This is a genomic window from Corynebacterium pilbarense (genome assembly GCF_026930265.1).
Classification (GTDB): domain Bacteria; phylum Actinomycetota; class Actinomycetes; order Mycobacteriales; family Mycobacteriaceae; genus Corynebacterium; species Corynebacterium pilbarense.
In genome coordinates, this window is the sequence record NZ_JANRML010000005.1 from 106,566 (window position 1) to 131,482 (window position 24,917).

22 protein-coding genes are annotated in these 24,917 nt (G+C 65.0%); 14 read left to right on the top strand and 8 right to left on the bottom strand.

Translation table 11 applies throughout. The features are described 5' to 3' along the window. Positions 1 to 408 precede the first annotated feature (408 nt). Together NUW87_RS05765 and NUW87_RS05770 are read left to right on the top strand one after the other, a co-directional pair. Complete coding sequence (locus NUW87_RS05765) at positions 409 to 1,707, top strand: HNH endonuclease signature motif containing protein (protein WP_070844751.1); 1,299 nt, start codon at positions 409 to 411, stop codon at positions 1,705 to 1,707. 43 nt (positions 1,708 to 1,750) lie between these two features. Further along, positions 1,751 to 3,133: a DNA polymerase IV gene (locus NUW87_RS05770; protein ID WP_269027652.1), complete on the top strand. Its 1,383-nt coding sequence runs from the start codon at positions 1,751 to 1,753 to the stop codon at positions 3,131 to 3,133. Here NUW87_RS05770 and NUW87_RS05775 read toward each other — a convergent pair. Then, on the bottom strand, positions 3,122 to 4,012 hold the full coding sequence (locus NUW87_RS05775; protein WP_269027653.1) for an asparaginase: 891 nt from the start codon (positions 4,010 to 4,012) through the stop codon (positions 3,122 to 3,124). The genes NUW87_RS05770 and NUW87_RS05775 overlap by 12 nt on opposite strands. Before the next feature lie 74 nt (positions 4,013 to 4,086). On the opposite strand from NUW87_RS05775, the gene NUW87_RS05780 reads away from it, so the two are divergent. Then, positions 4,087 to 4,683, top strand: coding sequence for a WKL family lipoprotein (locus tag NUW87_RS05780; RefSeq protein ID WP_269027654.1), 597 nt, complete (start codon positions 4,087 to 4,089; stop codon positions 4,681 to 4,683). Here the strand turns inward: NUW87_RS05780 and NUW87_RS05785 are convergent. Continuing rightward, positions 4,680 to 5,618, bottom strand: a complete 939-nt coding sequence (locus NUW87_RS05785; protein ID WP_269027655.1) for a DUF6263 family protein — start codon at positions 5,616 to 5,618, stop codon at positions 4,680 to 4,682. The two genes, NUW87_RS05780 and NUW87_RS05785, sit on opposite strands and share 4 nt — an antisense overlap. A 72-nt stretch (positions 5,619 to 5,690) precedes the next feature. Between NUW87_RS05785 and lspA the strand changes: the two genes are divergently transcribed. The 7 genes from lspA (at position 5,691) to dnaE (ending at position 15,028) form a co-directional block, all read left to right on the top strand. Further along, positions 5,691 to 6,200: a signal peptidase II gene (gene lspA, locus NUW87_RS05790; RefSeq protein ID WP_269027656.1), complete on the top strand. Its 510-nt coding sequence runs from the start codon at positions 5,691 to 5,693 to the stop codon at positions 6,198 to 6,200. After that, positions 6,190 to 7,119, top strand: coding sequence for an RluA family pseudouridine synthase (locus NUW87_RS05795; RefSeq protein WP_269027657.1), 930 nt, complete (start codon positions 6,190 to 6,192; stop codon positions 7,117 to 7,119). The genes lspA and NUW87_RS05795 overlap by 11 nt, the downstream gene beginning before the upstream one ends. Further along, a complete protein-coding gene (locus NUW87_RS05800) occupies positions 7,120 to 7,614 on the top strand; it encodes a hypothetical protein (RefSeq protein ID WP_269027658.1) in 495 nt (164 codons plus the stop codon). Between the two features lie 115 nt (positions 7,615 to 7,729). Further along, positions 7,730 to 9,403 carry an efflux RND transporter periplasmic adaptor subunit gene (locus NUW87_RS11760; RefSeq protein WP_239217224.1) on the top strand — a complete coding sequence of 558 codons (1,674 nt, stop codon included), beginning with the start codon at positions 7,730 to 7,732 and terminating at the stop codon, positions 9,401 to 9,403. Continuing rightward, a complete protein-coding gene (locus NUW87_RS05810) occupies positions 9,404 to 10,141 on the top strand; it encodes an ABC transporter ATP-binding protein (RefSeq protein WP_377734080.1) in 738 nt (245 codons plus the stop codon). Continuing rightward, positions 10,142 to 11,410 carry an ABC transporter permease gene (locus tag NUW87_RS05815; RefSeq protein WP_269027659.1) on the top strand — a complete coding sequence of 423 codons (1,269 nt, stop codon included), beginning with the start codon at positions 10,142 to 10,144 and terminating at the stop codon, positions 11,408 to 11,410. Positions 11,411 to 11,467: 57 nt separating this feature from the next. Further along, positions 11,468 to 15,028 (top strand): DNA polymerase III subunit alpha, encoded by a 3,561-nt coding sequence (dnaE, locus tag NUW87_RS05820; RefSeq protein ID WP_269027660.1) that lies wholly within the window; start codon positions 11,468 to 11,470, stop codon positions 15,026 to 15,028. 73 nt (positions 15,029 to 15,101) lie between these two features. On the opposite strand, the gene NUW87_RS05825 is transcribed toward dnaE, so the two are convergent. From NUW87_RS05825 to NUW87_RS05835, 3 genes are all read right to left on the bottom strand, one after another. Then, a complete protein-coding gene (locus NUW87_RS05825; RefSeq protein WP_269027661.1) occupies positions 15,102 to 15,626 on the bottom strand; it encodes a hypothetical protein in 525 nt (174 codons plus the stop codon). 36 nt (positions 15,627 to 15,662) lie between these two features. Beyond that, on the bottom strand, positions 15,663 to 16,154 hold the full coding sequence (locus NUW87_RS05830) for a hypothetical protein (protein ID WP_269027662.1): 492 nt from the start codon (positions 16,152 to 16,154) through the stop codon (positions 15,663 to 15,665). Positions 16,155 to 16,308: 154 nt separating this feature from the next. Then, positions 16,309 to 18,150, bottom strand: coding sequence for a choice-of-anchor I family protein (locus tag NUW87_RS05835; protein WP_269027663.1), 1,842 nt, complete (start codon positions 18,148 to 18,150; stop codon positions 16,309 to 16,311). Between the two features lie 136 nt (positions 18,151 to 18,286). On the opposite strand from NUW87_RS05835, the gene ilvA reads away from it, so the two are divergent. Genes ilvA through NUW87_RS05855 form a run of 4 tightly spaced genes read left to right on the top strand, consistent with a single transcriptional unit; the run spans position 18,287 to position 20,872 of the window. After that, the gene (gene ilvA, locus NUW87_RS05840; RefSeq protein WP_269027664.1) at positions 18,287 to 19,588 is read left to right on the top strand and encodes a threonine ammonia-lyase IlvA; all 1,302 of its coding nucleotides are present in this window, start codon (positions 18,287 to 18,289) and stop codon (positions 19,586 to 19,588) included. Positions 19,589 to 19,592: 4 nt separating this feature from the next. Further along, the gene (locus NUW87_RS05845; protein WP_269027665.1) at positions 19,593 to 20,234 is read left to right on the top strand and encodes a YigZ family protein; all 642 of its coding nucleotides are present in this window, start codon (positions 19,593 to 19,595) and stop codon (positions 20,232 to 20,234) included. A 19-nt stretch (positions 20,235 to 20,253) separates the two neighbouring features. Then, complete coding sequence (locus NUW87_RS05850; RefSeq protein WP_034998578.1) at positions 20,254 to 20,487, top strand: hypothetical protein; 234 nt, start codon at positions 20,254 to 20,256, stop codon at positions 20,485 to 20,487. Between the two features lie 16 nt (positions 20,488 to 20,503). Next, positions 20,504 to 20,872: an RNA-binding S4 domain-containing protein gene (locus NUW87_RS05855; RefSeq protein WP_194559841.1), complete on the top strand. Its 369-nt coding sequence runs from the start codon at positions 20,504 to 20,506 to the stop codon at positions 20,870 to 20,872. A gap of 1 nt (position 20,873) precedes the next feature. Here NUW87_RS05855 and NUW87_RS05860 read toward each other — a convergent pair whose 3' ends face one another. From NUW87_RS05860 to NUW87_RS05870, 3 genes are read right to left on the bottom strand one after another with little or no spacing between them, the layout of a single operon-like run. Beyond that, entirely contained in the window at positions 20,874 to 21,923 is a 1,050-nt protein-coding gene (locus tag NUW87_RS05860) for a GTP pyrophosphokinase (protein ID WP_269027666.1), read from the bottom strand. Positions 21,924 to 21,937: 14 nt separating this feature from the next. Next, positions 21,938 to 24,313: a malto-oligosyltrehalose synthase gene (treY, locus tag NUW87_RS05865; RefSeq protein WP_269027667.1), complete on the bottom strand. Its 2,376-nt coding sequence runs from the start codon at positions 24,311 to 24,313 to the stop codon at positions 21,938 to 21,940. Between the two features lie 10 nt (positions 24,314 to 24,323). Continuing rightward, on the bottom strand, positions 24,324 to 24,905 hold the full coding sequence (locus NUW87_RS05870; RefSeq protein ID WP_269027668.1) for a hypothetical protein: 582 nt from the start codon (positions 24,903 to 24,905) through the stop codon (positions 24,324 to 24,326). Between the last annotated feature and the right edge of the window lie 12 nt (positions 24,906 to 24,917).

Sequence of the window (24,917 nt, forward strand, 5' to 3'; positions counted from 1 at the left end):
ACTCGTGCAGAGTGGGGCCCCTTTTTGGCTGCTCAGCGGGGGCGGCGCACCGTCGTTCGATGATGCGCACTATGCAGCTGCATAGTTTTTCGAACCAATATTGGGGTGACACCCACTATGCAGCGGCATAGTTTTTGGGGCGTTCGTGTGGGGTGCTGACTATGCAGCTGCATAGTTTTTCTGGCCAATACTGGGTCGGCACCCACTATGCAGCTGCATAGTTTTTTGGGGGTGTTTGTGTGGGGCGCTGACTATGCAGCTGCATAGCGAATAGATTTTATGTTCGACTTCTGGGAAAGCGAAACCGCATGCGTTGTCCACTTCAATGGACATTTTCCGCAAAACCCTTGACTCGAACACACGAGCGTTCTATAAAGGTGTCAATGCTCATGAGTAAGGGGATCAACCATGACAATTGCGGTGGACGAACGGACAGAAGATCGAACGAGTGACCTGTCGGCAGAGGTGCTCGAGGATCAGATCAAGTGCAATCAATTGTCGGCGAACCACCACCGGGCGCGGATGCTCGATGCGGTGGGGCAGTTCGATGAGCAGGGGCTTGCGGAACAGTACGGGGAGAAGTCGACGGCAACGTGGTTGCGCAGCGAGCTCAACCTCCCGCAGGCCACGGCATTCGAGTACGTGCGCGTGGCGCGAGGGCTGAGAAAGTTCAGGCTCTTGTTCGACGCATTTGAATCGGGGGTGATGCCGTATTCGACGGTTCGCTTCCTTCTCCAGTATTTGGAGGAGTGCAACGAGGAGCAATACGTCCAACTCGCGCTGAGCATGTCGTTTGCCGATCTCCAGCTTGTGCTTGCCGGGGCAAGACCCAAAGAGGAGGACCCGACTGAGCCGTATGCGCGCGCCCGCGAGTGCGACGACGGCATGCTTGCTTTCGAGGCGCGGCTTCCGGCGGTAGCTGGCCAAAAGCTTCTGACCGCGTTAAAGGTGGCCCAGCTTGCCAGTTTCGGTCTCGAGGATGTGGACCCAGATGATCTGCAGGATCCGGAGAAGGTGCAGAAGCTTATCGACGACGCAGCTGCCGCCGAAGACGCCGTCCCATCAGAGCAAGACCGCGCTCCGCGAAAGCGCACGAAGATCACCATGGACGACATCGTGCGTTCGGTGTCGCGGTACGGGCCTCCGGAAAAACAGGACGTTTACGGGGCGTTGTTGGCGATGATCGATATGGTTCGCGCGAACCCAAAGAGTCCGCTTCGCAGTCCAGGCGTGCAGGTCAACCTCATGGTCAACCAGTTTGGCCAATGTTGGATGCCGGAAAACCGCTCGGCCAGTTCTGAGGACGTGCGCAGCTACCTCGCCAACGCGATGGTGCGTTTGCACTTGCTGGATGACACGGGACTGACGATCCACGTTGGCCGTTCGCGGCGGTTCGCCACCGACGGCCAAGTGCAGGCACTGTTGGCAGTCTGGGGGTATCAATGCGCCATGCCTGGATGTTCGCATAGGCGCTTCATAGAAATGCACCACATAAAGGAGTGGGAGCACGGAGGTATGACTGATCTAGACAACCTGATCCCACTGTGCTCGAGCTGCCACTCTCAGGTGAGCCACGGAGTGATTGCCATCGAGCGCCAAGGAGCTGACCTGTTCTTCACGTTCAAAAACGGTGCCCGGTTCGTCTCGCGCAACAGAGGACTGCCGAGGCGGATGGAGTATGTCACCGGAGATTCGTTCGCCGTGTGATCGGATTGGAACATGGTGGTACCGGTGGTGCACAGTGGTGGACATGAACCGTTGGGTGCTGCACATCGACATGGATGCGTTCTACGCATCGTGCGAGCAGCTGACCCGCCCAACGCTCAAGGGGCGCCCCGTGCTGGTGGCGGGAGTGTCCGGCCGCGGCGTGGTCGCAGGCGCCAGTTACGAGGCGCGCAAGTACGGGGCGCACTCGGCGATGCCGACGCATCGGGCCGCACGGCTGGTGGGTTCAAAAGCGGTGCTGGTGGCGCCGCGCAGGCCGGTTTACGCGGTCGCGTCGCGCCGGGTGTTCGAGATCATCGGCAGATACGTGGACGTGGTGGAGCAGCTGTCCATCGACGAGGCGTTCATGGAACCGGAGAACTTGATCGGGGCGAGTCCGGAAGACGTGGAGCAATGGGCGAACGAGCTGCGGGCGGCGATCAAGGAAGAAACAGGCCTGCCCAGTTCGATCGGCGCGGGTCCAGGAAAGCAGTACGCCAAGATCGGCTCGGGCCGGGCGAAGCCGGACGGGGTCTTTGTCATTCCGCACGACCGGCAACTAGAGATCCTGCACCCGATGCCGGTCAGCGAGTTGTGGGGTGTGGGACCTGTGACTGAGTCGAAGTTGCTTAGTGCCGGGATTGAAACGATCGGGGATCTAGCAAACCTCAGCGAGAAAGAGCTGGACATTGCCATCGGAGGCGCGGTGGGCAGGCAGCTGTGGTGGTTGGCGCGCGGGGTGGATGAGCGGCCGGTGGCGCCGAGGGCGGAGTCGAAACAGATCTCCTCGGAACACACGTACCCGCAAGATTTGACCACCCCGCCGGAGGTGGACGCGGCGTTGGAACGAGCGGCTGCGGAATCACACCGCAGGCTGCGCAAGGATGGGCGCGGAGCACGCACCGTGACGGTGAAGCTGCGGATGGCAGACTTCCGCATCGAGTCGCGTTCGGCGACGCTGCCGTACGCCACCGACGACGCGGAGACGCTGCTGGCCACCGCGTTCCGGATCGTGCGCTACCCCGACGAGGTGGGCCCGATTCGGCTGGTGGGTGTGTCGTACTCCGGCCTGGAGGAGACGCTGCAGGACGTGCTGTTTCCGGAGTTGGATCAGGCGATTGTGAAGCCTTCGCCGATGTCGGCAGACTATGAAACCGGCGTCAGCGACCACGAAACGCAATTCGACACGGAGGTGCACCAGGAGACCGCTCCGGAGCGCGGCGTGTGGCGCGCGACGCAGGACGTCTACCACCCGGATTACGGGCACGGCTGGGTCCAGGGGGCCGGCAAGGGGTGGGTGACGGTGCGGTTTGAAACGCGGGCGACGGGGCCAGGCAGGATCAAAAGCCTTCGAGCGGATGATCCGCAGCTCCAGCAAGCTGACCCGCTGGATTCGTTGGCGTGGGAGGAATGGTTCTCACAGCAGTGAGCGCGGGTCCACGCCGGTGGCCAGCGCGGTGGCCAGCGCGATGCGGGCCTGCCCGGCGCTGAGGTAGCCGGCGGGCAACGCGCCCAGGTCGCCGAGGGTGGAGCCGCCGCCGGCGCCGCCGTAGGCGAACGACACCTCGCCGTAGGGCACCGACGTTGCGACGACCACAGGCACCCCGCGGCGCAGCAGCTTTGCGACGGCGCTGCCCATGCACGCAGACACATTGCCGGAGCCGAGGGCCTCTAAGACGAGCCCGTCGATGGGCCCGAGTGTGCGGATGAGGGCGTCATCGGCGCCTGCCCACGCGCGGATGATGGGGATGTTCAACCCGGCCAACGGCGCGGCAGGCACCGCCATGGGGCGGGGCAGGGGCGTGTCGCTGGTGAGGGTGAAGGCGTGCTCGGCGGTGGTTTGCGTCTTCATCAACCCGCGCGCCGGGAGGGTCTCGCCCGCGAAATGGACGAGCACGCCGCAGTCGCGCCGGGTGGCGGCCACCTCGATCGCGCCGCGCAGGTTGGCGGGGCCGTCGGGGGAGGCGTGGTCGGCGGAGCGCATCGCGCCGGTGAGCACAACGGGGCGGGGATCGGCGTGGACGAGGTCCAGCGCGAGGGCGGTCTCGGCCATGGAGTCGGTGCCGTGGGTGATGACGAGGGAGGCGGAGTCGTCGAGAAGCGAAGTGCGCACGGTTTCGCGCAGCATGTCGATCTCAGCCAAGCCCATGGACGAGGAGTCGAGGCTGGCCACATCGATGGCGCGCACCTGGCGAGTGGTGCCGCAGCGGGCGACGAGCTCGTCGCCGGTGAGCGTGGGCACGAGCGCGCCACGGTCGTTTGTGGTGGAGGCGATCGTGCCGCCGGTTGAGATGACTAACACGTTCATGCACACAGAGTGCCAGAAAGTTGCGGGTGTGCAGTAACGTGAAGCGAGAGATTTACGCTACGCAAGGAGAACACGTGAAAGCACCGAAACTTGTCGCAGCCGCAGCTGTCGCTGGCCTCGCACTGAGCTTGACGGCCTGCTCCGAGGATTCGGACACGACCGAAACCACCGCCGCATCCCAGGCGGCCTCCTCCGAGGCTGCGCCGGTGGCCGAAATGCCGACGGCGGAAGAGCTCAACGCTGTGCTGCAGCGCGCCGCTGACCCGAACCTGCCCATCGCCGAGCGTGCGAACACCGTGCAGGGTGGCGAAACCACGCCGGAGTTGTTCGACCTGATGACGCAGTCGCAGCAGGAATCCGGCGCGAACTTCCAGGTGGTCGACCCGGTGCTGCCGGGCTACACCGCCAACTCGGTGCTGGCCACCGTGAACTTCACCCGCCCGAACGCGGAGTCCCAGCTGGCGGAGGACGTGGAGTTCATCAACGAAGGCGGCCAGTGGAAGATCTCCCAGAGCTGGGCCTGCTTCCTGGTCAGCAACACCCTCGCCCCGGAGCAGGTGCCGGACATGTGCAAGACCGGTGCACCGGCCGCCCCTGAGGCACCGGCCGAAGCGCCGGCTGAGCAGGCTCCAGCAGAGCAGGCGCCGGCGGAACAGGCGCCGGCCCTCTAAACGCCAAACTCCACAGCGCGGGTGATGTCTTGGACCACCCGCGCTTTGTCGTCTCCGCCGTAGATCAGGCGGGTGGTCCAGGCGGTCTGGCCGGACACCGGCAGCGGGCGGTGGAGGTCCACCACGATCTGGCCCTCGGAGGTGGTGCGGGAGGAATCCACCTGCACGCTTTCGCCCTCGAGCTCGCCGGGGCCGTCGATAGTGAGGGTGTTGTTCTGGGGGCGCTCCTCAACTTTCGTGTCCAGCGTCAGTGTGTCGCCTTCGCGGGAGAGCAGGGTGTAGGTGGTGGTGCGCGTCATCGAGGTGTCTCCCGCGACGCGGCTTTCCACGGTCCAGGTCGCGCCGGGGCCGATGGGCTCGTCGGGGAAGACGACGGAGTTGTTGATCAGGGTGATCAGGGTGGGCTCGACAAGCTGGAGGCCGCGCTGCGGCGCGTCGGCGGGAGCGAGCAGTTTCAGGGTGGAGATGCGGCCGGTGTCGTCGGTGCGCCAGCTCATGCGGAACCCCTCGGAAGCGGCGACGTCCTGACCGATGTCCAAGTCCGAGTGCTTGCCGGAGCCGACCACGAAGTCGATGCGGGAATCGGCGTCCTCCTCGCCGTCGCCCGGGGCGGGGGCCTCGCCGGCTGTCGCGGTCAGCGGCAAGGTGGTTTTGTTCACATCGCCGCCGGCGGGGGCGTCCGCGACCTCGGCTTCGCCGGGGACGGCCACGTGCTGATCCACGCCGGCGGACACTGCGACGGCGGTGTCCCACTCCTCGCCCGGTGAGTAGCGCACTTCCTCCGGGTTCTCGCCGGGGTTGACCAGGGTGACCGAAGGAGCGTCGAGAGGAAATGCTGGCACCCCTGCCATCGGATCGTCCTCGGCGGAGGAGCAGGCGGTGAGCGCGAGGGTGAGGGTGGCTGCGGCGGCGATACTGCGGAGGGTGCGGAACATTCTTCTCAAGCTACCTGGCCCGCGCAGCGGAATACAGGCAGGCCGTGTGCGACCGGCTAAAGTGGTTTGGCGATGAAGCAGGACACGACAGCACAACGCACCCCCCGATACCTCGGACTGGTGGTGGCCGTCATGCTCGCTATCGGCGCGGTGGATCAGGGAGTCAAACAGCTGATGCTGAACTGGCTGGAGCCCGGCGTGCCGCAGCCGGTGATCGGGGACTGGTTCCGCTTCTACCTGCTGTTCAACTCCGGCGCGGCGTTTTCCATGGGGGAAAACCTCACGTGGGTGTTCACCGCGATTCAGCTGGCGTTCGTGCTGGGGGCGCTGTGGTTTGGACCACGCATGACCTCGAAGTGGGAGGCGCTCGGCGTCGCGATGATCGCAGGCGGGGCACTGGGCAACCTGATCGATCGGCTGTTCCGGGATCCGGGCTTCTGGTTCGGGCACGTGGTGGACTACATCTCTGTGGGCAATTTCGCGGTGTTCAACCTGGCCGATGCGGCGATCACCGTCGGCGTGGTGGTGTATTTCATCTCAGCGCTCACGGGCGAGCTGAAAGGGGGCGACGATGGGCGGTGAGTTCAGGGCCCTGCCCGTGCCCGAGGGGCTTGAGGGCATGCGGGTGGACGCGGCGATTTCCAAGCTCTTCGGCGTGTCCCGCTCCGTCGCCTCCGAGATGGCGGCGGAGGGCGATGTGCTTGTCGACGGAGCTGCCGCCCAAAAATCCGACCGCGTCACCGCAGGCGCGATGCTGGAAGTCACCCTGCCTGAGCCGAAGCGCGCCCCGCAGCCAGTGACCGAGCTGGTGGAGGGCCTGGAGATTCTCTACCAGGACGCGGACGTCATCGCCGTGGACAAGCCGGTGGGCGTGGCAGCGCACCCGACGCTGGGCTGGGAGGGCCCGGACGTGGTCGGCGGGTTGCAGGCGATGGGCTTCACCCTGCCGGACGCAGGGCCCCCGGAGCGCCAAGGCATCGTGCAGCGCTTAGACGTGGGCACCTCCGGCGTGATGATCGTGGCGGCCAGCGTGCCCGCGTATTCCGTGCTCAAGCGCGCCTTCAAGGAGCGCACGGTGGACAAGACCTACCACGCGCTGGTCCAGGGCCTGCCGGACCCAATCGAGGGCACCATCGACGCGCCGATCGCGCGCCACCCGTCGGCAGGCTGGAAGTTCGCCGTGACCCAGGACGGCCGTCAGAGCGTGACGCACTACAGCGTCATCGAGGCATTCCGCCGCGCGAGCCTGCTCGATATCCACCTGGAAACCGGGCGCACCCACCAGATCCGCGTGCACATGTCGTCTCTGGGGCACCCGTGTGTGGGCGACCCCATGTACGGCTCGGACCCGAACCTGGCCAAGGAGTTGGGGTTGAAGCGTCAGTGGCTTCACGCCACGAAGCTGGGCTTTACCCACCCGCGCACCGGCGAGTACATGGAGGTCGCCTCCGAATACCCGGAGGATCTGCGCGCCGCGCTGGATAAAGTGCGGAACGGCTAGATGCGCGCGCTCGCGGTGGTCCTCGCGCTGGTCGCCGGATTCTGGCTGGTGGGCGAGGCCAACCCGCCCGCCCCGCCAGTGCTGCAGGGCGACCAGCTCGGCCCGGAGGACGGGGAAGCCCCACAGCAGTACGCCCAGCGCGCCGCCGCGACCCTCGACCACGAGGAGGCCTCCTTCGCGCTGGTCACCTTCGCCCGGCCGCTCGGCCCCGACGAGGCCGCCGCAGCACTTGCACCCGCCCCGCGCGTCAGTGCGCTTGTGGTGTCGGGGGTGGCTCCGGTCGTGGTTCCGGAGGCGTCGATAGGCAAAAAGCGTATCGACGTCCTCCGGTCCGCCACCGCATCTCCACTCGCCGGAGCAGTGGTGTTTGCCCCGCGCACACAACTGGAGCAGATTAACGCCACGGACACGGTCCTTGCTGTGGAAATGCTGCAAGCCGATGCGGTGTGGGGAGCGTTTTCTCTCTCGACTTCCGCAACACGCGGGGGTGTATAGTTTGCGGAGTTGTACGCAGGCCCGTTTTTGCACCGTTAGGCAAGGAGAGCTCTTGACTTCCTCTACCGAAAAATCAACCGGACACAAGCGTCTTAGCCGAGCAGGACTTGCGTTGGTGACAACCTCCGCGCTCTTCCTCGGCGCATGCGGATTCGGCGGAGGCGGCGACGACAACGCTGAGGGAGCGGGCCTGAACCCCGGCGATTACACCGTGGCCACCAACGAAGGGGTGTCCGACAGTGTTGTGGTCAACGGCACCATTGAGCCGATCCGTTCCGTGAACATCTCCACCTCGGTGCAGTCCGAGGTAGAGAAGGTGGCCGTCAAGGCCGGCGATCGCGTGCAGCCGCAGCAGTTCTTGGCCTCCATGAACTCCGAGCAGCTGGAGCGCCAGCTGGAGATCCAGCAGAAGCAGCAGGCCAACGCGCAGGCGGACGCTCAAGCGCAGGTGGATCAGGCCCGCGCGGCGCTCAACGCCCACCAGGAAAGCGTGAACAACGGCACCAACGAGGCCATCCGCGCCGCCCAGGCGCAGGTAAATCAGGCGCAGGCGGCGTACGACGCTGCCGTGGCCGCCAACGGCGGCGCCCGCATTGTCAACCGCGGCATCGCGGCTGTCGAACGTGCCGCCGGCGGCATTTCCTCGAACCTCGGCATCAGGACGGCGCCTCCGGCACCGCCGGCACCGCCGGCTGCACCCGAGGCACCGGCTATGCCTGGCCAGCCGGGCACGCCGGGCACGCCGGGCACGCCCGGTGAGCTGAGCCCTGAACAGCTGGCGCAGCTGACGGGGGAGAGCGGTGCTGGCACTGGCGCTGGCGGTGCTGGTGGCGGCGCTGCCGTGGGCCCGGGCATGAGCGTCGAAGAAGCAAGCGCAGCGCTGCAGGATGCGAAGGCGGCCCTGGCTGCGGCGCAGTCCGCGGCCGCGCAGGAGGGCAACCAGCTGCAGGCGCAGTTGGACTCCGCGGTGCGCCAGGCTGAAACTGCCCAGCTCGGTGACGGTGACGGCACCCTGGAATACCAGGTGCGTGAATCCACCATTTACGCCCCGATGGCGGGACTGGTCACCAGCGTGGACGTGCGCGAAGGCGACATCCCACAGGGCAAGCTTTTGACCATCGCGGACGATTCCCGCTTGGTCATCCGCACCGACGTGCGCGAATCGGACGTGCCCAATATCAAGGAAGGCGACCGGGTGGAGTTCACCACCACTGCGACCGGCAAGAAAACGTTCAAGGGCCGCGTCACTCGTATCGCACCGGCGTCGGATTCCGTTGCCAGCGGTAACCAGAACCCGATGCAAGGTATGCCGCCGCAACAGGGCAACAACAAGTCCAACGAGGTGACGTTCCCGGTGGAGATCGAGGTCACCGGCGACAAGGAAGGCCTGCTGCTCGGCGGTTCCGCCCGCGCGGAAATCATCACTGCGGAGGCGAAGGACGCGCTGAACGTGCCGCTGGACGCCGTCTACGGCGAGGACAACGACCAGAAGGTGCTCGTGCTCGCCACGGACGGCGATGACGCGACGACGGGCACCGTCGAGGAGCGTTCTGTGAAAACCGGCGCGTCCAACGACGTGGACGTCGCAGTCACCGGCGGTGAGCTGAAGCCAGGCGACATCGTGATCAACTGGCCGGAGGAGTACCAAGGCCGAGTCGGTGAGAACGTGGAGATCACGGACCCGAACTTCAACCCTGATCAGGTGCGCGAGGCGCGGGAGAAGAAAGAGCGCACCACGGCCACGGTGACGGTCACCAGCACCCGTCGTGCGGCCGAGGGGCAGCAGTAGATGACGCAAGCTTCGAAGCACAATGGCATGGCCGATTCCGGCTTGCTTATCGACATGCGCAATGTGGTCAAAACCTACAACGAGGGCGAACCCAGCGAGCTGACGGTTCTACACGGAGTGGACTTCTACGCCGACCAGGGCGAGTTTGTCTCCATCGTCGGCCCGTCCGGCTGCGGCAAGTCCACGCTGATGAACTTGATTGGCATGCTGGACCGGCCGACAGAGGGGGCCTACGCCTTCAACGGTGAGCCGGTCTATGCCAAGGAGGACAAGGAACTCGCGTCCTACCGCAGCAAGAACATCGGCTTCATTTTCCAGAACTTCAACCTGATCGGCCGCATGGATGCGCTGCAGAACGTGGCCATGCCCATGATGTACGCGGGCGTAGAGCGCAAGGAGCGTGACGAGCGCGCCGCCGAGCTGCTGGACCGGATGGGCATGGGCGATCGCCTGCACCACAATCCGAACGAGCTCTCCGGCGGTCAGAAGCAGCGCGTGGCAATCGCGCGCAGCCTGGCCAACGACCCGGACTTGCTGCTCGCGGACGAGCCCACCGGCGCGCTGGACTCCAAGACCGGCCGCATGGTGATGGACCTGTTCCACGAACTGAACCAGGAGCTGGGCAAGGCCATCGTGTTTATTACCCACAACCCGGAGCTCGCCGAAGAGACCGGGCGCGTGGTGGAAATGATGGACGGCCGCATTGCCGGCGTGCGAGCACCGGGAGGAGCGAGCTAAATGAACATCCGCGAATCCATGCGGCTGGCCGTGTCCAGCCTCAACACCAACAAGCTGCGCTCGCTGCTGACGCTGTTGGGCATCATCATCGGCATCATGGCCGTGATCATCATCATGACGCTCGGCCGCGCCCTGGAAAACGACGTCATGGGCGGGCTCGAGGACGCCGGCACCACCACCTACCCGGTCATGGTGCACGAGCGCCCGGAGGAGGGCGAGGGCGGCGACGACCCGTTCGCAGGATTCGGCATGGCCGGGCCGACCGAAGAGCGCGACGGCATGAGCCTTGAAGAACTCGATAACTTGAGTGCCTCTTTCGGCGACCGGATCCAAGGCGTCGACATCGACATCTCCGGCCAGGGCGAGGCCACCACGGGCGACGACTCTGTCTCCGTCGGCATCAACCCGGCACTTACCGGCTCGCTCGATATGCGCAGCCTGAATGTGCAGTACGGTCGCGGCATCACGCAGGACATGCTCGATGGCCGCCGCCCTGTTGCGGTGGTTTCCCCGGAGCTTGTGGAGGCGCTTTTCGATGGCGATTCCGCCGACGCCCTCGGCTCCCGCTTCGACGTGGATGTGGACGGCACCACCAGCGTGTTCACGATCGTCGGCGTGCTGGAGCGGGCGGACAAGGACCCGGCTTTCGGCCCGTCCGCCGCCGCCGAGATTTTCATTCCCGCCACGGCGGCGGACCGGGTTGGGCTGGACGCGAGCTGGACATCGTCGTTTAGCGTGCGCTCCGCGGCCGATGAAGACGCAGAGGTGTTCCGTGGGGACCTGCAGTCCTACCTTGACCGCCAGTACGCGGGCAACGAGAACTACGAGGCTGAGGTCTTCGATATTTCCGCAGGGCTGGAAGGTCTCACCACGATCTTCCGCACCCTGTCCACGGTGCTGTCCGCCATTGGCGGCATCTCGCTGCTCGTCGGCGGTATCGGCGTGATGAACATCATGCTGATTACGGTGACCGAGCGCACCCGCGAGATCGGCGTGCGCAAGGCCCTCGGAGCGACGCAGAACGATATTCGCGTGCAGTTCATCGTCGAGGCGATGCTGGTGTGTCTCATCGGCGGCATCATCGGTGTGATCCTCGGCGGCGCGATCGGCATGATCGCCAGCTCCGCGGTTTTGGACATGACGTGGCCGCCAATCAGTGCCGTGATCTTCGCATTGCTGTTCTCGCTTGCCACGGGTGTGTTCTTCGGTGCGTACCCCGCCTCGAAGGCGGCAAAGATGCAGCCTATCGAGGCGCTGCGGTACGAATAACCGCACCGGTTTTCGAGGGGATTCGCGCCTGTCGGCGTGCCGTCTAAGATGACCCGCATGGCCAAAAAATCCTCCTTCGTGCATCTGCATAACCACACCGAGTTCTCCATGTTGGACGGCATGGCGAAGGTGGACATGCTCGCCGACGAAGTTGTGCGCCAGGGCATGCCTGCGGTGGGTATGACCGACCACGGCAACATGTTCGGTTCGAACGCGTTCTACCGCCGCATGGTGGATGCCGGGGTCAAGCCGATCATCGGCATCGAGGCGTACATGGCGCCGGAGTCCCGCTTCAACAAAAAGCGCGTGCTTTGGGGCACCCCGGACCAAAAGCGGGACGACGTTTCCGCGTCCGGCGCGTACTTGCACCAGACGATGCTGGCGGAAAATGCGACAGGTCTGCGCAACCTGTTCAAGCTGTCGTCGCTCGCGTCCTACGAGGGCCAGCTGGGCAAGTGGCCGCGCATGGACGCGGAGTTGATCGCCGAGCACGCGGACGGCATCATCGCCACCACGGGCTGCCCGTCGGGCGATGTGCAGACGCGCCTGCGCCTCGGCCAGTACGACGCCGCACTCGAGGCGGCGGCGATGTGGCAGGACATCTACGGCAAGGACAACTATTTCCTGGAGTTGATGGACCACGGCCTGCACATCGAGCGGCGAGTGCGGGAGGACCTTCTGCGCATCGGCCAGACGTTGGACCTGCCGCCGCTAGTGACCAACGACTGCCACTACGTGCTCGAATCTCAGGCGCCGGCGCATGAGGCGATGCTGTGCGTGCAGACCGGCAAGACGCTGCTTGATCCGGACCGTTTCAAGTTTGACGGCTCCGGCTATTACATCAAGTCCGCGGAACAGATGCGCGAGCTGTGGGATTCCACGGTGCCGGACGGTTGCGACAACACCCTGTGGATCGCGGAGCGCGTGGGCGACTACGGCGAGCTGTGGGAGGAGCACCCGCACGACCGCATGCCGATCGCGGACGTGCCGGAGGGCCACACGCCGACGACGTGGCTGCGCGAAGAGGTATTGCGCGGTTTGAAGGAGCGGTTCGACGGTGGAGACGTGCCGGAGGAATACCTGACGCGCGCGAGCTACGAGATCGATGTCATCGACATGAAGGGCTACCCGTCCTACTTCCTCATCGTGGCGGAACTGATCAAGCACGCCCGCGAGATTGGCATCCGCGTCGGACCGGGCCGTGGTTCTGCGGCGGGCTCTCTGGTCGCGTACGCGCTGACGATCACCAACATTGACCCGATGGAACACGGCCTGCTCTTCGAGCGATTCTTGAACCCGGAGCGCCCGTCCGCGCCGGATATCGATATCGACTTCGATGACCGCCGCCGCGGAGAAATGATCACTTACGCCGCTGATCGCTGGGGCGAAGACAAAATCGCCCAGGTGATCACCTTCGGCACGGTGAAAACCAAGCAGGCGATTAAGGACTCGGCCAAGGTGAACTTCGGCCAGCCCGGCTTCCAGATGGCGGACCGCATCAACGGTGCACTGCCGCCGGCGATCATGGCGAAGGACATTCCGCTCTCCGGCATCACCGACCCGGAGCATGAGCGCTACAACGAGGCTGCGGAGGTCCGCTCGCTGATTGAGACGGATCCGGACGTGGCCAAGATCTATGAGACGGCCCGCGGCCTGGAAGGCGTGGTCAGGCAGGCAGGCGTGCACGCGTGTGCCGTGATTATGGCGTCGGTGCCGCTAATGGAGCACATTCCGATGTGGAAGCGCCCGGCGGACGGCGCGATCATCACCGGCTGGGACTACCCGGCGTGTGAGGCTATCGGCCTGCTGAAGATGGACTTTCTGGGGCTGCGCAACCTCACGGTGCTGGGCGACGCGCTGGAGAACGTGAAGAAAAACCGCGGCGAAACCATCGACCTTGAGGCTCTCGACACCGATAACCAAGCGGTCTACGAGCTGCTCTCGCGCGGCGACACTCTAGGCGTGTTCCAGCTGGACTCGGGCGGTATGCAGGAGCTGCTCAAGCGCATGAAGCCGACCGGATTCAACGATATTGTTGCCTCGCTGGCGCTGTACCGCCCGGGCCCGATGGGTGTGAACGCCCACTGGGATTACGCCGACCGTAAGAACGGACGCAAGCCAATTACGCCGATCCACCCGGAGCTGGAAGAACCGCTCAAGGAGATCCTGGATGAGACCTACGGCCTGATCGTCTACCAAGAGCAGATCATGAACATCTCGCAGAAGGTGGCGAACTACACGGCGGGTCAAGCAGACGGCTTCCGCAAGGCCATGGGTAAGAAAAAACCGGAGGTGTTGGCGAAGGAGTACGAAGCATTTTCCGCCGGCATGTTCTCCAACGGCTACTCCAAGGAGGCCGTGGATGCGCTGTGGGGCACGATCGAGCCGTTCGCCTCGTATGCGTTTAACAAGTCCCACGCCGCGGGCTACGCGCTGGTGTCCTATTGGACCGCGTACATGAAAGCGAACTACGCCGCCGAGTACATGGCGGCACTGCTGACCTCTGTGGGAGACAAGAAGGACAAGTCCGCGATCTACCTGTCAGACTGCCGCCACCTGGGCATTAGCGTGCTGCAGCCGGACATCAACGAGTCCGAAGAAAACTTCATGGCTGTTGGCGAAGACATCCGCTACGGGCTTGCCGCTGTGCGAAACGTCGGCGTGGAAGTGGTGGAGTCCATCAAGAAAACCAGGAAGGAAAAGGGCTCCTTCACCAGCTTCTCGGACTACCTGGACAAAATCGAGTTGGCGGCCTGCAACAAGCGAATCACAGAATCGCTGATTAAAGCCGGGGCATTCGACTCGCTGGAGCACCCGCGCAAGGGGCTCATGCTCATCCAGGAAGACGCCGTCGATTCCGTTCTTGCCACAAAGAAGGCGGCGGACAAGGGGCAGTTCGACCTCTTCGCCGGTTTCGGCGGGGAAGACGGCGCCGACAACTCCGCATTTACCATCGAGGTGCCTGACGACGAATGGGACCGCAAGCACAAGCTCGCACTGGAACGTGAGATGCTCGGTCTGTATGTTTCCGGCCACCCGCTCGACGGCTTCGAGGAGGCCATCGACGCGCAGACGGATACTCAGCTGACCACCATCCTCTCCGGCGAAATGCGCAACGGGGCAGAAGTGACCATCGGCGGGTTGATCTCCACCGTGGACCGCCGTTTCTCCAAGAAGGATGGCTCTCCGTGGGCGATCGTGACCATTGAGGACCACCACGGCGCGCAGGTGGATGTGCTGCTATTTAACAAGGTGTACGCACTGGTCGCGCCTCAGATCGTGGAGGACAACATCATTCTGGTCAAGGCGCATGTTTCCATCCGCGACGATCGTATGAGCCTATTCGGCGACGACGTGAAGGTGCCGGAGCTTGGCCCCGGCAACGGTGCCGGGCTGCCGCTGCGGTTGACCATGCGCACGGATCAGTGCACCGCGGAGAACATCGCCAAGCTTAAAGGCGTGCTGGTGAACAACGCCGGCGATTCCGATGTCTACCTGAATCTGGTCAACGGAGAACACAGCCAGCTGATGATTCTGGGAGACCACCTGCGCGTGAACCGCTCAGCCAGCTTGATGGGCGACCTCAAGGCGACACTCGGCGCCGGGATCTTGGGCTAGCGCGCGGCCCCAAACCAAACGCCAAGCCCCGTCCGGTCACACCGGACGGGGCTTGGCGTATACGCAGCAGGCTTTACTTCTTGTTAGCCATCTTCTTGATGCTCTCCTTCAGCCCTGGGACAGCGCCCACGACAACCATGAGGGAGCTGATCGCCGCTGCGAGTGCAGTGACCCAGAGCGAGATCTTGCCGATGATATCGAGCGCCTGCTCCTCGTAGGAGGACGGCTGCAGCCATGCCGGCGGGGTGTAGGTCGCAGTCGGAGTGACGGTCGCGACGTTGCTGCCCGTCGGCTTCTCCTTGCCGGTGGTGGACGGAGTGGTGGTAGCCGGGGTGGTGGTGCCAGTGGCCGCCGGAGTGGTGGTAGTACCGGACGGCTCGACTACTACCGGGCCTTCCTTGGTGGGGGCTGGCTCACTGGTCTTGGTGGACGCCGTGGTGGTCGGGGTGGAATCCTGCGTTGCCGTGGTGGTCGGCTCCGCAGAGGCGGACGTGGTCGTCGTCGAAGTATCAGCTTCGGCGGCGGCTGCGGCACCTGCGAGGGAGCCAGCTGCGATTGCGGTGGCCGCGAAAGACACGGCTACGAAACGAGACTTCATTGATTGACCTTCCTCAGGCGAAAGAGAGCGGGTGGGTTAGAAAGGAAGGTTCGGGAGCTGGAAGTTAGGCAGCTGAACCTTCGGGGTGTGCAGGTGCGGCAGACCCAGGCCGAACTGAGCGTTGACCATGTCGATGATCTTGTTCGCGCCACGCGGGTCGGAGAACACGATCAGAGCGGTGGTCAGCACAGCACCGAGCGTTCCGGAGAAGATGCCCACGATGGTGCCCTGGGAGGAGCCGGAGGACTGCTGCTTCGGCTGCTGCGGCTTCGTGGGCTCCGTCGGCTGAGTCGGCTCGGTCGGCTGAGTCGGCTCGGTCGGCTGAGTCGGCTCGGTCGGCTGAGTCGGCTCGTTCTGCTCGGTCGACGGAGCATCGGTCGACGGAGTGGTCGTCGGCTCAGACGGCGTGGTGGTCGCCGTAGCGGTACCGGTGGTCGTAGTTGCAGTGTTCTCCTGAGCCATCGCCGGGACGGTGGCCAGGGACAGAGCGGTCGCGGCAGCCACGGCTGCGGTGGAAATACGCTTCATATGTTCTCTTATTCTCCTCGTAGAAGATCCAAAACAGTCGATGTGGGCGCTGTGCCCGACATGACACCTGGATGAACCTAGCAGGTTTAGGGTTAAAAATGTAGTGAAGCGGTGGTGTTTTTTTCATGGACAACAGTTGTCCGCCGCCACCGAATTACTTGGCAAACATCGAGTTCACAACGTTGCCGAGCGCGCCCAGAGCGCCGATAACCAAAGCCGCAGCCGTAAGTGCGATCGCAATCACACCGCCTTTGGAGAGGGAGCTGCCGACAGCGTCCTGGGCCGGCTTGGCCGGTGCCTCAATGAGCGAGTCCACCTTAAACACGGTGGTGGTTCCGGAGACCTCGTTGCCCACGATCAGTAGGTTCTCACCGTTCGGGGAGTCCTTCTCAGACACGAACGTGAGCCCCTCGGCGCCCAGGTCGCCAACCTTTTCCAGCCCGGCCTTCACGGCGTCGTCGCCCTTGTCGGCAAGTTCTTCCATATTGATGGAGAAGTCGCGGTTGTTGATGTAGGCGGTGTAGGTCGGCTTCGCCGGATTGGTGATGTCGTAGACCATCACGCCGCCGAGTCGCTCGAAGCCGATGAACGCGTAAGTGCGGCCGTTGATCTCGCCGACGGTGACACCCTCGGGCTCCGGGCCCTTGTCGTCGGAGCGGGACTCGAACTCGTTTTCCGTGTGGTTGGTGTTGAAGTGCTCCGGCAGAAGCTTCGCGGTGAGCTCCTCGAACTCGGCGCCGGAGTCGAACACTCGCTTGCCGTCGGCGGTGAAGATAGAGAAGCTGCGGCCACCGTAGGTGTAGAGGTCCTCGTAGCAGTCCTTCTCTTCGTTCAAACCGAACGCGGTGGTGATCTTCAACCGGCCCGCGTTTTCGTCGGCCTGGAATTCCTCGATTTCGCCGGCGGTCATGCCCGCGTAGCCCTCACAAATCGGGGCCGCCTTCTTGCCGCCCAGCTTCTTAATGCGCACTTCCTCGGAGTAGGCATCCCAGTCGCGCGCGTCGCCCTCGTTGGCCGTGACCAGGTAGGTCGTGCCGTCGACCTCGTAGGCGGCGATGGAATCCGGCTGCAGAATCCCCTTGACCGGTGCGGTGCGGATGTCGATCTTGTCGTCCTTATCGGAGATGTCCATTGGCACCTCGCGGCGGTCGGTGTAACCCAGGGGCCACACGTCCTCGACGGTGGCGGTGGCGATGTCCACCACGGCGACGGCGTTGTTTTCCTGCAGCGTCACGTACGCCTTGCCGCCTGAAACTGCGATGTACTCCGGCTCGAGGTTCTGAGCCTCGGTGGTGGAGGCACCCACCTGGCCGTAAATGTGCACGCCCTTGTCCGCCAAGGTGCCCTCGAACGCGGTGAAGTCAGCGGTGCGCACATCAGCCTGGGTCGCGGCCTTTAGAGCATCAGGCAGCTTGACGACGGCTACGCTGCCCTCCGGATCAACCGAGTAATCCTCAGCGGGCTCGCCCTCGTTTGCCACCAGTGCGTAATCGCCCTCCGGGGTGATGGTCACCATGTCCGGCAGGGCACCGACACCCACGCGGCCGAGCACGGTGCCGGGCGTGTCAGCGCCAGCGTCGAAGAAAATCAGTTCGCCGGCATCGGTTTTGTTCTCTGGCTCGACGGTGGCCACCGCGAGGCCGTCGGCACGCACAGCGACGGAGTTGATGGTGGTGTTCTCGCCGCCGGAGACCTCGCCGACCTTGGTGGGTGTGGAAGGGTCAGCCGCGTCGAGGACGTCGATCTTGCCGGAGAGCGCGTTGACGGTGAGGATGCGCTTGGAATCGGCGTGGAAGGCGACAATTTCGGCGGCGGACTCGTCAAAGGCGCCTGCGCCGTAGGACCCCAGTACCGAGATGTCGGCGGTAGCACCGTCGGCAAGATCCTTCACCGGCTCAGTAACGACGGCGGCGGTTGCCGGGGAGACAAGGCCGAGGGTGAGGGCGGTGGCGCACGCGGCGGCGAGGCCGGTGCGGGAGATGCGGTTTCCGGACATAGGTGGACCTTTCAAGAGGCTGTAAAAACGAGCTAAAAATGAGTACGTGCTCTTGTGTACAGCCTGAAGGTGGGCGCGAAGTTACGGTGAGGTGAAGGGGGAGTAAACGAGCGGGGCAGTTGTAGACTCGCTAACCATGCGCACAGCCACACCGAACACATCCGACTCCGCCTTCGAGGAAGTCCGCGCAGCCGACATCCGGTTCGCGCAAGGCCGGATCTCATCGGTGATTTCGCCGACTCCGCTGCAGTACTGCCCGCGGCTGTCGGAACAGCACGGCGTGGATGTCTACCTCAAGCGCGAGGACCTGCAGGACGTGCGCTCCTACAAGATCCGCGGCGCCTACTACGGCATCTCCCGGCTGAGCGAAGACGCCCGCGCCGCCGGTGTCGTGGCGGCGTCCGCAGGCAACCACGCCCAAGGCGTGGCCTACGCCTGCCGCGCGATGGGCATCCAAGGAAAGATCTTCGTGCCCAAGCCCACCCCGAAGCAGAAGCGCGACCGCATCCGCGTCCACGGCGGCGACGCCATCGAACTTGTGGTCACGGGCAACACATTCGACGAGGCCGCGCAGGCCGCCCGCGAGGACGCCGCGGCACGCGGTGCGACAGTAATCGAGCCGTTCGATTCCCGCGACACCGTGGTCGGCCAGGGCACCGTCGCCGCCGAAATCGTGGCGCAGCTGGCCAGCCTGGGCAAAGAGCTGGACACCGTGCTGGTGCCGGTGGGCGGCGGCGGGCTTATCTCCGGCGTGCTGTCCTACCTGGCCGACATGTCTCCGGCGACGAAGGTGGTTGGGGTGGAGCCGAAAGGTGCGGCGTCGTTAGGCGCGGCGCACGATGCGGGCGAACCTGTCCGCCTGGAAGCCATCGACCCGTTCGTGGACGGCGCGGCGGTAAAGCGCATCGGCGACATCCCGTGGCAGGTTTTCAACGCTCACCGTGACGCCACCGAGCTCTACGCCGTGGACGAAGGCGCGGTGTGCACCGAGATGCTCGGGCTGTACCAAAACGAAGGCATCATCGCCGAGCCCGCCGGCGCACTGTCCGTGGCGGGCCTGGGGCTGGCGGAACTGGCGCCCGGTTCGACCGTGGTGTGCATCATCTCCGGCGGCAACAACGACGTGCTGCGCTACGCCGAGGTGATGGAGCGCTCCCTGGTGCACCGTGGCCTGCGCCACTACTTTTTGGTCAATTTCCCGCAGGAGGCAGGCCAGCTGCGCCACTTCCTCAACGACATCCTCGGCGAGGAAGACGACATCGTGCTGTTCGAGTACCTGAAAAAGAACAACCGCGAAACAGGCGCAGCCCTCGTGGGCATCGAGCTCGCCCGCGCCGAGGACCTCGCTCCGCTGCTGGGGCGGATGGATGAGTCGGCGATCGACTGCCGCCGCCTGGAGCCGGGCACGCCCGAGTACGACTACATCGTGGCGGGCTAAACCGATGGAGCAGTCGTACGTACGCCCCGCAGATGAGCTGGTCACCCACGAATTCGAAGTCAAACGCTCCCGGTTCATCGGCTGGATCGCCCGCGCAACCACAGAGGAAGAGGCGCGCGAGGTCATCAACGCCGCCCGCGAAGAGTACCCGGACGCGCGCCACCACTGCTCCGCGTTCATCGTGCACCAGGACGCAGTGCAGCCCATCGAGCGCTCATCCGACGACGGCGAGCCCTCCGGCACGGCCGGCAAACCCATGTTGGAGGTGCTCAAAGGCTCCGGCATGCAGGACGTGGTGGCGGTTGCGATCCGCTACTTCGGCGGCATCAAGCTCGGCACCGGCGGGCTGGTCAGCGCATACACCGAGTCCGTGGCCGACACCCTCGAGCACGTCACCCGCGTCACCCGCGAGGTGCGCGAGCTGGGCACCGTGGACTTCCCGCACGCCGAAGCGGGGCGCATTGAGTCGGAGCTGCGCACCGCAGGCATCGACGTCGTGGATGTGGAGTACGGACGCGCCGCCACCTACACCCTGGCGTTCACGCCGGGGGAGCGCGAGCGTGTGGACGCCCTGTTGGCCGCCGCCACCCACGGCGGCGCCGAGATGAAAGAGGCCGGCTACCGCTGGGTCGAACGCGGCGCGTAAGGCGCTACACTTAGACCCCATGACCATGCAGCCGCGCCCCAATGACCCGATCGCACAGCGCAAGGCCGCCGTGCGCCAGTACTCCCGCAACGCCGTCCTGTGGGCCGGCGGCGGCGTTGCCGGAGGCATCGCTTTCGGCCTGATTTTCGGCTCCTGGACCATCTTGTTCCTCGGACTCGTCGTGGCTGTTGCAGGCGGGTTCACCAACTGGAACAAGGTCCAGCGAATCGTCAACCACAAGGACCAGTACTAGCTTGACCCAGCCAACCATGGCGGCGGTGCGCATCGACGCCTGGCTGTGGGCTGTGCGCATCTTCAAAACCCGCAGCCAAGCCGCGGACGCGGTGCGCGCCGGGCACGTGAAAATCGACGGCAAGGCCGTCAAGCCCGCCCAGCAGGTCGTCCCCGGTGAGACGGTGCGCGTGTGGAAGGACCACCGCGAATACATCCTCGAAGTGGCGGCGACCGTGAGCAAGCGCGTCGGCGCGCCGGTTGCCCGGTCGTGCTACGTCGACCACTCGCCGCCGCCCCCGCCGCGCGAGCTGTTCGCGGCGCCGCCGGTGCGCGACCGCGGCACGGGCAGGCCGACGAAGAAGCAGCGCCGCGAGATCGACCGGCTGATGGGTCGGCGCAACTGAACTACTCGCCGCGCAGAAGCCGCAAACGGTTAGTCAGCCGCTTGCGCCGTACCTGCGGGCGGTTGCCGGCGTCCCAGGTGCGCTCGATGTGTTCGGTGCCGTAGCGGTTGAGCAGCAAATCGTCCACGATGCGCACTTGTCCAGGCACGAAGGCGTAGGACAGCGAGTTCGAGATCGCCTCGATGTCCGCCGGGTTGGTCAGCTCCGCAACGTCGGAGACGTGCTCGATGCCGTGGGCGCGCAAAAGTTCCGTGCAGAAGCGGTAGTCGCCGGCGCGCGACAGCGGGAACTGGTTGCCCAGCAGCACGGTGAGGATGCCCGGCAGGGTCTCCGGGGAGATCTCCGCGTCTACCTCGGGGTTGACCTTGTCTGCCGGGTCCTCCGGGTTCGCCAGCGACGCGATCTGGTCGAACTGCTGGTCCGCAAGCTCTATCAGGCCGGCCGCAAGGGTGAAGGCCCGGTCCACCTGCGGGTCCAGGTTCTCGGTGGCGCGCTTGTACCGGATGTCGTGCTCGAACTCGGCCCAGGCGTGCTGCAGCACGGTGCGGATCTGCACCTCAAAGACCTGGCCGACGTACTCTTCCAGGCCTTCGGACTGCTTCTGCACCTGCACGATCATGTGGTGAGAGCCGTAACCGAAGCCGCCGGCCACGCGCGTTTCTTCGGCCTTGTCCACGCTGCGCAGCACTTCGAATTGGTCCGCGAGGAGGCGCTGCACGGCCGGGATCTCGGTGGAGTGCAGCACGGTGATGCGCGCGCCGATGATGTCTTTGATGTCGTGCCACGGGTCGGGGTAGACCATCTCGCCGTCGTCGCGCGTCTTGCGGGCCTTTTCCTTCAGCGAGGTCCAGGATTTCACGCGTGCGTCCACGCGGTCGAAGTTGACACCGGCGTCGCGCATGAGTTCGTGCAGTGCGTGCCGAAACGCCGTCGCAATGTCGTCGTGTTCGCGCATCCAGGCAAAGTAGGTCGAACCGAGGCGGGCGATGGTGTCGTCTATCGCCTTGTTCCTCGGTTTCGCCGGCTTCGCGGGATGCTTTGCTGTGCTCATAACGGCGGGATAGCTTACATGGACAACAGCACTGCAGGTAGTTCGGCGCACAGCTGCGACATTTCCACAGTGCCGGAATATTTCTGCCCGGTGAGCCGGTCGGTCCAGGTGCCGTCCGGAAGGGTGAGGGTGGTGCCGCGCCAGCCCCCGGCGCGCTCCAAGCTGAGCGGGGCGCGGGTCGCTACGGCGATGACCTGTGGTACGTCGTCAAGTGTGCGCGCCATGCTCACTACGTGCTCGCGCGCGGGGCCGGCGGCGAAGATCGCGCGGTATCCGCCGTCGAGGAAGAGCTGTGGGCGCTCGCGGCGCAAGGTGAGGGCGGCGCGCACAATGTGTTGCTTATCGACGTCCTCCGGAGCCCCCTCACCAGCACAAAGCGCCTGATAAGCGACGAAGCGGCGGTTGTCCGGGTCCACCAGCGAGAAGTCGAGAAACTCGGTTCCTTGGTAGGTGTCGGGGATGCCGGGTCCGACAAGTTGGAGCAGCTTGCGTCCGAGCGAGACGGCCACCCCGCCGCGGTCGAGTGTGCGCGCGAAGTCCGTGACGAGGCGCGTAGCGGGGCCATGCGTGAGGTGCGCAATCCACTCGGTCACTTGTGCCTCGTAGTCATGGTCGTTGTCGTACCAGCTCGTCAGCGTGTCCGCCTCACGCACAGCTTTGACCGCGTACGACTGCAGGCGCTGGGTGAATGCTTCGTCCGCGTGGCCGTCACGCGGCCACGCGCCCAGCACGTTGTGCAACAGAAACAGGCCAGTGGCGGTGTCAGGCGGCGGGGTGAGCGCGAACACGTCGTCGACGAGCTGGCTGAATTCGCCCGGCACCTCAGAGATCTCGATCATGCGGGCGCGGGTGTCTTCGCTGCGTTTCGTATCGTGCGTGGTCAGTGTTGTCATGGTGCGCGGCCATAACCTGCTGCGCTCGTCCTGCAGGAGGTGGAATTCAGCCTGGCTGACGCCGAATCGCCCGGGTGCGCCGCCGACTTCCTGCAGTGCTACCAGACGGCACGCGCGGTAGAACAGAGTGTCCTCCACCCCTTTGGCCATCACCGCTCCGCAGACCTGGGCGAAGCGGTGGGCCGCCTCGCCGTGCGCGGCCAAGGCAGCCGCAACAAGGTCGAGCGCCGCCGCGTCAAACCCGATTGGGCTCTGGGCCAATTCCGCAATCAGCGTCGCGGTCACTCTCGATAGCGAACGGTAGTCAGCGCGGTAGACGGGCATGCCGGCAACCAGTTCCACAAGCACCTCGGTGAGCGCCGTGTCGCTGACCTGGGAGCCTGCGGAAGAGAGGCTGTCGTGGCGCACCGCGCGGGCGAGCCTGCGGATCTCCGCAGCGAGCTCGTCTTCCGCAACGCGCGCTTTGAGCATCCACTCGGCCTTTTCCACAGCGTGCGCGTCCCAAGTGGTGCCGCTGAAGCGCAACGCCACCGCACCCAGCGCGGTGGCGGCGTCGGTGTTGACGAAGACGCCGTCGAACTCGCGCAGCGCGTCGTAGCCGGTGGTTCCGTCGACGTTCAGGCGTGGATCCAAAGGCTCGTCCGCCGCGAGGATTTTCTCCACGATCAGCCAGGTGTCCGGGCCGATAAGCTCGCGCAGCCGCGTGAGGTAGCCAAACGGGTCGGTCAGGCCGTCGGGGTGGTCGACGCGGACGCCGTCGATAAGCCCCTCGCCCACAAGTTCCCGCAGGCAGGAGTGGGTGGCGTTGAAGACGTCTTCGTCTTCTTGGCGCACGCCGGCGAGGCCGTTGATGGAGAAGAAGCGGCGGTAGGAGATGATGCCGTCGCGCCAGTACATCAGCCGGTAGTGCTGGCGCTCGTGCACGGCGGCCGGGTCGTCGTTGAGGTCGGTGTAGCTGCCGGGGGCGAGCGGAAAGACGTGGTCGTAGTAGGTGAGCACGTCCTCCCCATCGAGGTGCTCGAGCTTTAACGCGTCCGTGTCGCCGGGTGCGCCGAGGACCGGCAGCGCGATTTTGCCGCCCGCGCCGTTGTCCTCGGCCCAGTCGATGTCGAAGAAGTGGGCGTAGTTCGAATCCTTCCCGTGCTTGAGCACGTCCCACCACCACCGGTTGCGCCGCGGCACTTCCACGCCGAGGTGGTTAGGAACGATATCCACCACCAGCCCCAACCCGGCGTCGTGCGCCACACGGGCAAGCCGGCGCAGCCCGTCAATGCCGCCGAGCTCTGGGTTGATCACGGTCGGGTCGATCACGTCGTAGTTGTGGTTCGACTCCGGCGCGGCAGCGAAGATCGGGGAGAGGTACAGGTGCGAGACCCCGAGGTCGGACAGGTAGGGCACAAGCTCGGCGGCCTGGGCGAAGCCGAACGCGCGGCCGTGAGGGTCCGCATGCGGGCCGCGCAGCTGCAGGCGGTAGGTGGAGGTGATGGGGCGCTTCACGCCCCACACCCTAGCTGGATTTTGCGTGGCGCAGCAGGGGAAACCCCACGGAATAGGCCAGCACATTCGCGCCGGGCAGGCGACCCGCCACCTCGTCGGCGTCCGCATCGAAAACGAATAGCTCGCGCCAGTCGCGGGTGGCGTAGACCAGCCCGGTCTCCGGCCGCAGCACGGCCTCGAAGTGGCGGTGCAGCAAGGTAAAGGGGCGTGGGTGGGAAAGCCACCAGGCGGCGGGGGAGTCGTGTCCGTCCACCTCGAAGCCTCGCGGCAGCTCGTCGCAGTCCAGCGCGACGCTGGGGCAACGTACTAGAAACTCCACTCCGTCGTCGCGCTGCGCGTGGGATATCAGCTGTTCGGCCGCGACGTTCCACAGCTGATGGACGCTCACACCCGCGGCGCCGACCTCTTGGTGGGTAAGGCCAGTGGAGTCAGGGGAGTCGAATACGCACATCAAGCCAGGTGAGAGGCTGATAAATGCGGTGGAGGTGCTAAAACCGGCGGCGATGCGTGCGCGAGTTGCCGCGCCGTCCACGTGCGCAAGCCGCAGCGTGATCGCCGTGGCGGGAACGGGTGCGTGTTGGAGAAGCTGCATGGCTACTTAGAC

Coding starts and splice junctions, on each gene's coding strand:
- NUW87_RS05765 (WP_070844751.1), top strand. CDS start 409: ATGACAATTGCGGTGGACGAACGGACAGAAGATCGAACGAGTGACCTG.
- NUW87_RS05770 (WP_269027652.1), top strand. CDS start 1,751: ATGAACCGTTGGGTGCTGCACATCGACATGGATGCGTTCTACGCATCG.
- NUW87_RS05775 (WP_269027653.1), bottom strand. CDS start 4,012: ATGAACGTGTTAGTCATCTCAACCGGCGGCACGATCGCCTCCACCACA.
- NUW87_RS05785 (WP_269027655.1), bottom strand. CDS start 5,618: ATGTTCCGCACCCTCCGCAGTATCGCCGCCGCAGCCACCCTCACCCTC.
- lspA (WP_269027656.1), top strand. CDS start 5,691: ATGAAGCAGGACACGACAGCACAACGCACCCCCCGATACCTCGGACTG.
- NUW87_RS05795 (WP_269027657.1), top strand. CDS start 6,190: ATGGGCGGTGAGTTCAGGGCCCTGCCCGTGCCCGAGGGGCTTGAGGGC.
- NUW87_RS05800 (WP_269027658.1), top strand. CDS start 7,120: ATGCGCGCGCTCGCGGTGGTCCTCGCGCTGGTCGCCGGATTCTGGCTG.
- NUW87_RS05810 (WP_377734080.1), top strand. CDS start 9,404: ATGACGCAAGCTTCGAAGCACAATGGCATGGCCGATTCCGGCTTGCTT.
- NUW87_RS05815 (WP_269027659.1), top strand. CDS start 10,142: ATGAACATCCGCGAATCCATGCGGCTGGCCGTGTCCAGCCTCAACACC.
- dnaE (WP_269027660.1), top strand. CDS start 11,468: ATGGCCAAAAAATCCTCCTTCGTGCATCTGCATAACCACACCGAGTTC.
- NUW87_RS05825 (WP_269027661.1), bottom strand. CDS start 15,626: ATGAAGTCTCGTTTCGTAGCCGTGTCTTTCGCGGCCACCGCAATCGCA.
- NUW87_RS05830 (WP_269027662.1), bottom strand. CDS start 16,154: ATGAAGCGTATTTCCACCGCAGCCGTGGCTGCCGCGACCGCTCTGTCC.
- NUW87_RS05835 (WP_269027663.1), bottom strand. CDS start 18,150: ATGTCCGGAAACCGCATCTCCCGCACCGGCCTCGCCGCCGCGTGCGCC.
- ilvA (WP_269027664.1), top strand. CDS start 18,287: ATGCGCACAGCCACACCGAACACATCCGACTCCGCCTTCGAGGAAGTC.
- NUW87_RS05845 (WP_269027665.1), top strand. CDS start 19,593: ATGGAGCAGTCGTACGTACGCCCCGCAGATGAGCTGGTCACCCACGAA.
- NUW87_RS05850 (WP_034998578.1), top strand. CDS start 20,254: ATGACCATGCAGCCGCGCCCCAATGACCCGATCGCACAGCGCAAGGCC.
- NUW87_RS05855 (WP_194559841.1), top strand. CDS start 20,504: ATGGCGGCGGTGCGCATCGACGCCTGGCTGTGGGCTGTGCGCATCTTC.
- NUW87_RS05860 (WP_269027666.1), bottom strand. CDS start 21,923: ATGAGCACAGCAAAGCATCCCGCGAAGCCGGCGAAACCGAGGAACAAG.
- NUW87_RS05870 (WP_269027668.1), bottom strand. CDS start 24,905: ATGCAGCTTCTCCAACACGCACCCGTTCCCGCCACGGCGATCACGCTG.